Genomic DNA, 10286 nt, shown 5'->3' with positions numbered 1-10286 from the left:
CCAAAACTTCTTTAAAGGTCACATTGATGTGTGGTTATAAATGACCCATAGTTTTCTTAGAGCCATATCAAACCCAAGGTACTTTTAAATACTCAATAGAACTAAGCTCGTTATTACGAGCTTTTTATATACGATTTTCTTATGTGTTGATTACTTGATATCCTAAATGTTCACACAGGTTTCATTGCTTTTGAAAAAAGATGGCGTATAATTAAAAACATGAAAATATTAAAGAAAATAATGGTACTTGTTGCTTGTGTGAGTATGCTACTTGTTGGTTGTACAAACAGTGAAGAAGCAACAGGAGAAAATGCCATTCAAAAGCTAAATCGTGCAATCGCTAAAACCGATGATGCGACACATACAACTGGAAAAAGTATTATGGGATTAGAAATCCTAAGTGATACGGATGAAAATATGTATGTACGTGTAGATATGGATTTTATCTTAAATAACTTAGCGGATACAAAAACTGGAGAAGCTAAAGTAGTAATGGAAACGGACAATTCGGGAATGAAAGATTCGATTACCATGTATTGTAAAGATGGGTATATGTATACAGCTGCTAGTAATCAAAAAGTCAAAACTAAACTAGATGAAGAAGATGATTCAGTAACCGAAACCACAAAGCTTCAAAGTTTTGGGAAATCCAATATGGAAGATTTGACCATCGAAAAAGATGGAACCAATCAAAAGGTAAAAGTGAAATTAAAAGATGATGTGGTTAAAGAATTTATTGCGGATCGTCTTACTGAAGCCTTATCAGGTATAGTTGTTACAGATGATATGATTGAACTGGATACAACGGTAGTAGAATATCGTATTGATACAAATGGATATGTAGATACACAAGGTTTATCATTTTCATTTACCTTGAAACAAAATACGCAAGAATTGAAAATGAAACTCTACTATAAAAATACCTACAGTAGTTTTATGAAGAAATCGATAGATTTCCCTGATTTTAGTGATTATGAAGAACAGTAGTGAAGGTGAATACACACTCGCTACTTTTTTCTTTTGAGATACTTGTGCAAATGTATAGGTTTCTTGTTTCTCTTTCATTCAGGTAGTAAAAATAGTAAAATAGAGAAAGGTATACATATGAGAAAAACTAGGAATATTACAGAAGGAGCAATGATGATTGCAATGGTTGCCATCCTTCTGATTTTAAATCGACAATTTGCAGGAGTGCTAGAGGAAATGATTTTCTGGCTACTTAGTATTCCTTTAATTGTATATATGGTACGCTATGATATACAAAGTGGGCTGATTGTGGCTATATCATGCATCCTTTCTTCGATTCTATTTTCTACCTTTACCGGTATGGTACTTTTGATATCCGCGATGGTAAGTGGTGTATGTTATGGGATTGGATTAAAAAAAGGTTGGAAGAATGCATATTTACTTATACTAGCTATAGTTTCACAGTTACTTGTCAGTGCACTTACTGTAATCGTGTTTGGCCATATCTTTGGCTATGATATCATTGCAGAAGTTATGGATCTAACAAAGATGGTGGAACAAGCAGGAATTGCAAGTGGTGCAAGAACCTTAGCGATGTTAGTAGTACTTATTGTATATATTGGTTCTGCATGTATGCAAGGGATTGTGATCCATGTGGCAAGCCATGTAATTTTGGCACGTTTACGTATTCAAGTAGCATCATTAAAACCAATTACCCAAGTACGTATTCCAAAACAAGTAGGAATGCTAGCAACCGTTGGGTTAGTGATTTATGCGATTAGTCAATTTGTTAGTGTACCTGCAGCATACGATGATGCAATTCTTGTGTTGTATTTGGTATGTATGATGATCGCTATTACGATTGGAGTTATTGAGTGTATAGGCTATGGTGTCAAAAAGCGAAGTAGAGCGATTGTGCTAGGAGCATTAATTGCCTGTTTTATTCCTGTTATCCAAAACATTATGATGTGTTTAGGCATCTATGTAAGTTTTGGTGGACATATTGAAAAACTAATTGAAAAGTAGGAGAGGAACATGAAATATTTCGATGGGATACGAATGCAAGTAGTCGTACTACTTGTACTTGAAGCAGTTGCCCTGATTTTATTATTAGCTGTTGGGTTAATCGATGCCGCAGTACCATTGATTATCATCTTTTTAGTGAATGCAATATTCGTGGCTTGGATTATTAATTCAATTCAAAATGCACGTGAAAATGAAGCGGTTAATATTTCAGAAATTTTAGGAAGTGAAGCTGGTGGTGCCTTTTCATTTGGAAAAGTTGGAATAATTACATACAACGAGCAATTTGAAGTATTGTGGATTTCCAATTTCTTAATGGATCGTGGGTATCGCAGTTTAATCGGTAAAAAGGTCACAACCTTTGTGCCTGAAATTGAAGAACTACTACAAGGTGGTCAAGATACAGTTGTTGGTCGTAAAAAAGAATTTACATATGAAATTAGTCGTAAAGGACAAGAACATGTATTATTTGTTCGTGACATTTCAAAGTATTCTGACTTAAAAGAAATTTATAAGAAAGAATCGTTAGTACTTGGACTTGTACATATGGATAACTATCAAGACATGCAAGCCTTTGAAGATGAAACAACAATTACCAATGTGAACCTAAATCTACGACAACCAATTGTCGATTGGGCAAACAAACATGGAATTTGTATTCGTCGTTTACGTAGTGATCGTTTCTTTATGGTATTAGATGAAGAAATTTATGAACATATTCTTGGTGAGAAATTTGATATTATCAATTACGTGCGTACCAAAGCTGCAGAGATTGATGTAAATATTACATTATCGATGGCATTTGCACGAGGTAGTGAGAAATTAAGTGAGTTAGATGGAAAAGTTAATGACTTACTTGAGCTTGCCCAAAGCCGTGGTGGAGACCAAGTTGCTAGTCAACTAAATGATGCAGATGTAAAATACTACGGTGGAAAAAGTGAAGCGAAAAGTACACGTTCAAGAGTACGTGTGCGGGTTATGGCTCAAGCAATTAAAGAAGTGATGCAAGATAGCGAACAAATCTTTATTACGGGTCATAAAGAAATGGACTTTGACTGTATGGGAAGTAATCTAGCTTTGTCTAGACTTGCACAGTTCTATAAAAAGAAAGTATATATCGTAAGTCAAAGTGGTGGAATCGAAAAACATACCAAAGAAGCAATGGTATACTTTGGTTCAAGTTTAGAAAATCGTCACACCTTTATTACGCAAGAGGAAGCATTACGCTTACGTAAGAAAAATGACTTGATAATTGTGAGTGATTATCATAATCCGGCCCAAAGTAATGCCCAAGAACTTGTTGAAAAAGCAGACCGTATTCTGGTGATTGATCACCATCGAAGAGGACCTGACTTTGTGAAAAAACCACTAATTGTCTACTTAGAAAGTAGTGCAAGTAGTACATGTGAGTTGATGACAGAACTAATTGCTTATCAACCAGGGAAAGTGGATATCAACGATGCAGAAGCAAGCATCATGTATTTAGGTATTGTGATTGATACCAACCATTTCCAAATGCGTACGGGATTTAGAACCTTCGAAGCCTGTGCACAATTGAAAAAATGGGGTGTGGATCCAATGCAGGTAGAAACCTTATTGAAAGAAGATTACACGGAATTTGAAGAAAAGATCAATGTATTAAAATATGCGAAAAAGTACAATGATAATATTCTAATATCGTGTGTAGAAGATAGTCGCATTATGACACGTTCACTGATGTCCATTGGTGCAGATGAACTGTTGGCGATTAAAAATATCGAAGCAGCATTTGTGGTTGCTCGAATTAATGAAAATCAAGTTGCGATTTCTGCACGAAGTAAAGGTGTAGTGAACGTACAAGTAATTATGGAGGATATGAAAGGTGGAGGTCACTTCACTGCAGCCGCCGTACAAAAAGAAGGTATGACAAGCGAGGCATTATGTGATGAACTAAAAGATGCCATTCGCAATTATTTAAATCAGGAGGACACAAGCTATGAAAGTAATCTTACTTGAAGACGTGAAGAAAGTCGGTAAAAAAGGAGAAGTCGTTGAAGTTGCAGACGGATACGGTAGAAACTTTTTAGTTGCGCGAGGACTTGCTGTTGTGGAATCAAATACAGCAAAAGCCGTATTGAAAAAACAAAATGATGAACATGCAGCAACCGAAGCACAAAAAGAAGCAGATGCAGAAGCATTAAAAGCAAAACTGAAAAAATCAGTTGTAGAATTTAAAGTGAAAACTGGAGAAGGTGGACGTGTGTTTGGTTCCGTATCAAGCAAACAAATCGTTGAAGGTTTACGTAAACAACACAACATTAGCATCGATAAAAGAAAATTAGTGGATGTACATAATGTATCAAGTTTAGGAACAACACTTGTAAAAGTCGATTTATATAAAAATAAGGTGATTGGTGAAATTAATGTTCACCTGTCAGAGAAATAGAAGGCAAGATGATGAACAATGTTTACCCACACAGTGTAGATGCTGAACAGGCAGTACTTGGTGCATTATTAATTTACAATGATGCAGTTGAAGTTGCCTACGAACAAGGACTACAAGAAGAAGATTTCTATCAAGAAGCGCATCGCACGATATATCGGGTGATGATGGATTTGATGGAAGTTGGACAACCCATTGATCCAAACAACGTAATTTCACGTTTAGAAGATCGAAAAGAATTAGCACTTGCTGGTAATGCGGACTACATTATTGATTTAATGAATACTGCAATTAGTAGTGCAAACGTAAAATCGTATATTGAAAACATTAAAGATAAAAGTAAACGTAGAATGATGATCGCGGTTGCTGATCGTATTCGTACCGAAGGTTTTGATACTTCATTAGATCTAGAAGAACTTCTCGATCAAGCAGAAAAACAAGTGTTAAGTTTAACGCGTAATCGTCGTGTAAATGATTTTCAAAGTTCAAAAGTCGTTGTAAAAAATGTAATTGAAAATATTGAGATGTTAAGAAAATCACCAGGAGGAATTACTGGAGTAGAAACAGGTTATACAGAGTTAGACAGTATTACCAATGGATTTCAACGTGGGGATTTAATTATTCTTGCGGCACGTCCATCGGTAGGGAAAACCGCGTTTGCCTTGAATTTAGGATTAAATGCATCCAAACGAAATCGTGAAAAATCTGGTGGAGTTGTGGCAATTTTCTCTTTGGAGATGCCAAACGAACAATTGATTCGTCGTATGTTAAGTGCGCAAGGAAGTATCAAAGGGGATACCCTTCGTACGGGTAAATTAAACAACGATGAGATGAACCGTTTATTTGAAGCAGCGCAAACCATTAGTGCGATTAATTTATTTACAGATGATTCTTCATCGATCAAGATGGCAGAAATTTTCTCTAAATGTCGTAAGTTAAAAGCGGATATGGATGATCGCTTAGATCTAGTTATTATTGACTACTTGCAGCTGATTACAGGTAGTGGAAAACGTAGTGGTGAAAACCGCCAACAAGAAGTATCAGAAATCTCACGTAGTTTAAAGATGTTAGCCAGAGAGTTAAATGTACCAGTTATCGCCTTATCGCAATTATCGCGTTCGGTGGAACAACGTACTGGAGACAAAGCAAAACCGATGTTATCGGATTTGCGTGAATCAGGAGCGATTGAGCAAGATGCCGATATCGTTATGTTCTTATCACGTGATGACTATCAAAAAACAGACGATGTACCTGCAGATGATGAAGATAGTATCGATGTAGAAGTATCGATTCAAAAACACCGTAATGGTCGTATCGGTAACTTCAATTTGAAATTCCAAAAATCAATCAACAAGTTCGTAAATATTGTGAACACGAGATATGAAGGTGGTTATCAATGATAAAATTCGCTTTATTAGCCAGTGGCTCTAAAGGGAATTGTTGTTTGATTCGCAATGGACAAACAAGTATTGTGATTGACTGTGGTTCAACAAAAAAGTATTTAAGTGGTTGCTTTGAAAGATTGTCTTATGATTATCATCAAGCAGATGCACTTTTTGTGACGCACACGCATAGTGATCATATTCAGCAACTGAAAATGTTTGCAGATGTTGATACGTATGCAACTTGTCAGTTAGATACACAAAATTATTACCAAATGAAACCCTTTGATCGTATTGAATTACCAACTTTGGAAGTGCAAGCATTGCCAACCAGTCATGATGCACAAGATTCATGTGGATACGTAATCAAAAGTAATAGTGAAAAACTTGTATATATTACAGATACTGGATATATATCAGAAGCGATAAAACCATATATTAAAAATGCAGATTACTATATCTTTGAAAGTAATCACGATTTAGAAATGCTAATGGCAACAAGTCGTCCAATCTTTGTAAAACAAAGAATTATTGGTGATATGGGCCATTTGTGTAATGAAGATAGTGCAGAAGTGCTAGCAGAAGTTATTGGAAATAAAACCAAAGAAATCGTGTTAGCACATATCTCAGAAGAAGGAAATACATACAAGCAAGCATGTGATACATTAAAACAAACATTAGTGGCACATGATGTTGATATTTCAAGCTTACGAATTGTTGCTGCACCGCAATTTGAAATCGTTCGCGGAGGTCACAACTAGCACATAAACACATATATGTTATAACAAACAATATATCTATTGTTTGGATTGCATGTCCTAGTCAAAATTGTTATATTCTATAAGAACAATATTGGAGGTAGGACTCATATTGTTTATGTATGCAGGACCCTTTCGCCTGCTTTTCAATTCCCTGCCCATCAATACATATTGGTGGGCTATTTTTTTTGTTGCGACGTAAAAGACGCAAATGCAACGCAAAAATTTACGTCGCATTTGCGTTGCAACGATATTTCCATTTCTCTTCTGTTTAAGGTAGGCTATAATATAAACATGATAAAAATAATCGCTATAGGAAAATTAAAAGAAAAACACTTATTAAGTCTATGTAATGAATATGTGAAACGAATGCAACCATATCATAAACTTGAAGTCATTGAAGTGAAGGATGAAAATCTAAGTAATCTATCTTCAAAAGAAGAAGATTTGGTGAAAGAAAAAGAAGCGCAAGAAGCACTCAAGAAAATTAAAGATGGAGAATTTGTCATATTGCTAGATTTACATGGAAAAAGTATAGATAGTGAAAGCTTTGCCAAATTAATTGATGATACACTGACATATAAGACAAGTAACATTACATTTGTGATTGGTGGAAGTCTAGGTATTGGTCAATCACTATATCAAAGAGCGGATTATCGTTTACAACTTTCCAAGATGACATTTTTGCATCAAATGACACGTTTAATCTTGCTTGAGCAAATTTATCGTGCATTCAAAATACGCGCAAAGGAGACCTATCATAAATGAAAGAAAAGATACTTGTTAGTGCCTGTTTGTTAGGAGAGAATTGCAGCTATCGTGGAGATTCCAATTATGATGAAGCTGTTATTACCTATCTAAAAGATAAAGACATTGTCCCAGTATGTCCGGAAGTGCTTGGTGGATTATCTACACCAAGAGCACCCAGCGAACGCATTGGAAATAAAATCATTAACAATCTTGGCGAAGATGTCACCAAAGAATTTCATGCTGGTGCAAATGCAGTCATTAAAATTGTAAAAGAACAGAACATCAAGAAAGCCATCTTAAAAGATCGTAGTCCAAGCTGTGGACTTGATGAAATCTATGATGGAACATTTCAACACAAAATCATCCAAGGAGACGGTATTTTGGTCGAGATGCTAAAAAATATAGGTGTAGAGGTCATAAATTGCAAAAAAATTACAAATTAACATCAATTTGTTTGTAAGTGCTATCAAATTAGGTTAAAATAGGAATGATAAAATAATTAGGAGGATTACATATATGAAATCAATTACAGTAACTGTTATCGATCCAGTTGGATTACACGCTCGTCCTGCAACAGTGGCAGTACACGCAGCTGGAAAATTTAAAAGTGAAGTAAATATTTCTTACGGTGGACGTGAAGTAAACATGAAATCAATCATGGGTGTTATGTCTTTAGGAATCCCAACACAATCAGAAATTACTATTTCTTGTGATGGTGAAGATGAAGATGCAGCTATTACAGCAATCGAAGATGTATTACGCGCACAAAAAATTATTGGATAAATAATCTATTAAAAAGATGGCGTGTCCATCTTTTTTTTAAACTTGGGGAAAATATACTGGAGGAGAGGAAACATGTATAATAAACAAGAGGATAAGCAGTATTTACGTTGGATTCAATCTGACAAACTAGACAAAAAACTAAGAAGTGAATTAGAAGCTATGAGTGATGAAGAAATTCATGATAGTTTCTATACAAACATTGAATTTGGAACGGCAGGAATGCGTGGACTATTAGGTCCAGGAATCAACCGTATCAATGTTCATACAATCGCAAAGGCAAATGTAGGATTTGCCAAGTATATTGCTTCGCAAGGGGAAGAGGCGAAAGCAAGAGGGGTTGCAATTGGTTATGATAATCGTCACATGTCATATGAGTTTTCAATGATTAGTGCACAAGTACTTGCAACGTATGGAATTAAGTCATATGTATTTGAAAGTTTACGACCAACACCAGAATTATCATTTGCTGTTCGTCATTTAAACTGTTTTGGGGGAATCATGGTGACAGCAAGTCACAACCCAAAAGAATACAATGGATACAAGTTATATGATGAAAAAGGATGTCAATTAGTTCCTGCACTAGCACAACAAGTGATTGATCGTGTAAATGCAGTGGAAGATGAACTTGCAATTGATTTCCATGTTGATGCAAAACAAGAAGAATTAATCTCAATGATTGGTAGTGAAATCGATGAAGTTTACTACAAAGAAGTATTAGCAATTCAAATGGCAAAAGACGTGAAAAAAGATGATGTAACGATTATCTTTACACCACAACATGGAACTGCAAACATTCCAGTTCAAGAAGTATATAAGCAAGCAGGATATCACTATATTCCAGTTCTGGAACAATGTGATCCGGATCCTGATTTCTCAAATACAAAAACACCAAACCCAGAAGAAAGTGCATCATACGATTTAGCAATCGAATATGCAAAACGTGAAAATGCAGATATTGTACTTTCATGTGACCCAGATGCAGACCGTATGGGTGTTGTTGTAAATCAAAATGGAGAATTCATTTTACTAACAGGAAACCAAAGTGGTGCTTTACTACTTGATTATGTATGTATGCAACATGTGAAAAATAATACAATGCCACCAAAACCAGTGATGTTTAATACAGTAGTTACTGGTGATTTAGGTGAAAAGGTTGCAGATGCATATGGTGTAGAAACAGAAAAGACATTAACTGGATTTAAATTCATTGGTGAAAAAGTAGCGAAATACGAAATCAACAATGAAAAACAATATGTATTTGGATATGAGGAAAGCTACGGAAGTTTAATTAAACCTTTCGTTCGTGATAAAGATGCAGTACAAGCATGTTTATTATTAGCTGAAGCTGCAGCTTACTATAAAGCACAAGGAAAAACATTATATGATGTATTGCTTGAACTTTATGCAAAACATGGATTCTATGAAGAAAGCCAAGTTGCATTATCATTAGAAGGAAGTGCAGGAGCACAAAAAATCAAAGATATTCTTGCCAATTTACGTCAAAGTAAGGTGCAAGAAATTGCAGGTAAGAAAGTTGTGCGCTTTGAAGATTTCAAAGAATGTATCATTCGTGAAGGAAATACAGAAACACCATTAACTGGATTTGCTGTATCTGATGTACTGAAATATTTCTTGGAAGACGGTAGCTGGATTGCCATTCGTCCAAGTGGTACAGAACCAAAATGTAAATTCTACTACTGTGTAAAAGGCGACACTTTAGAAGACGCACATGAAAAAGGAAATGTACTAAAACAAGCAATGGAGATGTACACAAAATGATCCGTCATGTCGTGATGTGGAAATTTCATGAAGGTGTAGAAGTCAGTGATTTTGCACAAGACTTTCATGCCTATTTGGAAGAAACCGCACTTCAAATGCCTGGTGTAAAAATTGATCAGTTCAGTGCGTATCCATTACCATCCAGCAATATGGATATGATTTTGGTTTCAACATTTGTGGATGAATCACAAATCGAGCTATATCAAAACCACCCAATCCATAAAAAAGCAACTGCATTACTTGAAGGAAAAGTCGCAAGTCGCAGTTGTGTAGATTACGAAATCAATATTCGATAAGAGCAGAAATATGGAAAAAGTCAGTTAATAAGCCAATGTCATTAAGTTAAGGATTGTAAAACATAGAAGAGTTGGAAATATCTGACCCTTCTTTTTTATTTGCTCAATGTGTTGACAAAAAATCGAA

General features: G+C 35.3%; 11 protein-coding genes. All 11 read left to right on the top strand.

The annotated features are described in order from the left end of the window. The first annotated feature begins 219 nt into the window (after positions 1-219). The 11 genes from M2098_RS11250 to M2098_RS11200 all read left to right on the top strand — a co-directional run bounded on the left by M2098_RS11250 (position 220) and on the right by M2098_RS11200 (position 10159). Positions 220-987, top strand: a complete 768-nt coding sequence (locus M2098_RS11250) for a hypothetical protein (protein WP_280684520.1) — start codon at positions 220-222, stop codon at positions 985-987. A 117-nt stretch (positions 988-1104) separates the two neighbouring features. Then, on the top strand, positions 1105-1992 hold the full coding sequence (locus M2098_RS11245; protein WP_280684522.1) for a DUF2232 domain-containing protein: 888 nt from the start codon (positions 1105-1107) through the stop codon (positions 1990-1992). A 9-nt stretch (positions 1993-2001) separates the two neighbouring features. Beyond that, entirely contained in the window at positions 2002-3984 is a 1983-nt protein-coding gene (locus tag M2098_RS11240; protein WP_280684524.1) for a DHH family phosphoesterase, read from the top strand. Further along, on the top strand, positions 3965-4414 hold the full coding sequence (gene rplI / locus M2098_RS11235) for a 50S ribosomal protein L9 (RefSeq protein WP_280684526.1): 450 nt from the start codon (positions 3965-3967) through the stop codon (positions 4412-4414). Before M2098_RS11240 ends, rplI begins: the two co-directional genes overlap by 20 nt. Before the next feature lie 11 nt (positions 4415-4425). After that, complete coding sequence (gene dnaB / locus M2098_RS11230; protein WP_280684535.1) at positions 4426-5811, top strand: replicative DNA helicase; 1386 nt, start codon at positions 4426-4428, stop codon at positions 5809-5811. After that, the gene (locus tag M2098_RS11225; RefSeq protein WP_280684527.1) at positions 5808-6554 is read left to right on the top strand and encodes an MBL fold metallo-hydrolase; all 747 of its coding nucleotides are present in this window, start codon (positions 5808-5810) and stop codon (positions 6552-6554) included. The genes dnaB and M2098_RS11225 overlap by 4 nt, the downstream gene beginning before the upstream one ends. 291 nt (positions 6555-6845) lie before the next feature. Continuing rightward, entirely contained in the window at positions 6846-7319 is a 474-nt protein-coding gene (rlmH, locus tag M2098_RS11220) for a 23S rRNA (pseudouridine(1915)-N(3))-methyltransferase RlmH (RefSeq protein WP_280684528.1), read from the top strand. Then, positions 7316-7744 carry a DUF523 domain-containing protein gene (locus M2098_RS11215; protein WP_280684529.1) on the top strand — a complete coding sequence of 143 codons (429 nt, stop codon included), beginning with the start codon at positions 7316-7318 and terminating at the stop codon, positions 7742-7744. Before rlmH ends, M2098_RS11215 begins: the two co-directional genes overlap by 4 nt. Before the next feature lie 73 nt (positions 7745-7817). Continuing rightward, on the top strand, positions 7818-8084 hold the full coding sequence (locus M2098_RS11210) for a phosphocarrier protein HPr (protein WP_067424797.1): 267 nt from the start codon (positions 7818-7820) through the stop codon (positions 8082-8084). A 72-nt stretch (positions 8085-8156) separates the two neighbouring features. Beyond that, positions 8157-9863, top strand: a complete 1707-nt coding sequence (locus M2098_RS11205; protein ID WP_280684531.1) for a phospho-sugar mutase — start codon at positions 8157-8159, stop codon at positions 9861-9863. Beyond that, positions 9860-10159: a Dabb family protein gene (locus tag M2098_RS11200; RefSeq protein WP_280684533.1), complete on the top strand. Its 300-nt coding sequence runs from the start codon at positions 9860-9862 to the stop codon at positions 10157-10159. The genes M2098_RS11205 and M2098_RS11200 overlap by 4 nt, the downstream gene beginning before the upstream one ends. Positions 10160-10286 lie beyond the last annotated feature (127 nt).

Origin of the sequence: Breznakia sp. PFB1-19, from assembly GCF_029893935.1 — a bacterium.
GTDB lineage: Bacteria > Bacillota_I > Bacilli_A > Erysipelotrichales > Erysipelotrichaceae > Breznakia > Breznakia blatticola.
This window is presented reverse-complemented; position numbering and strand designations above follow the sequence as displayed.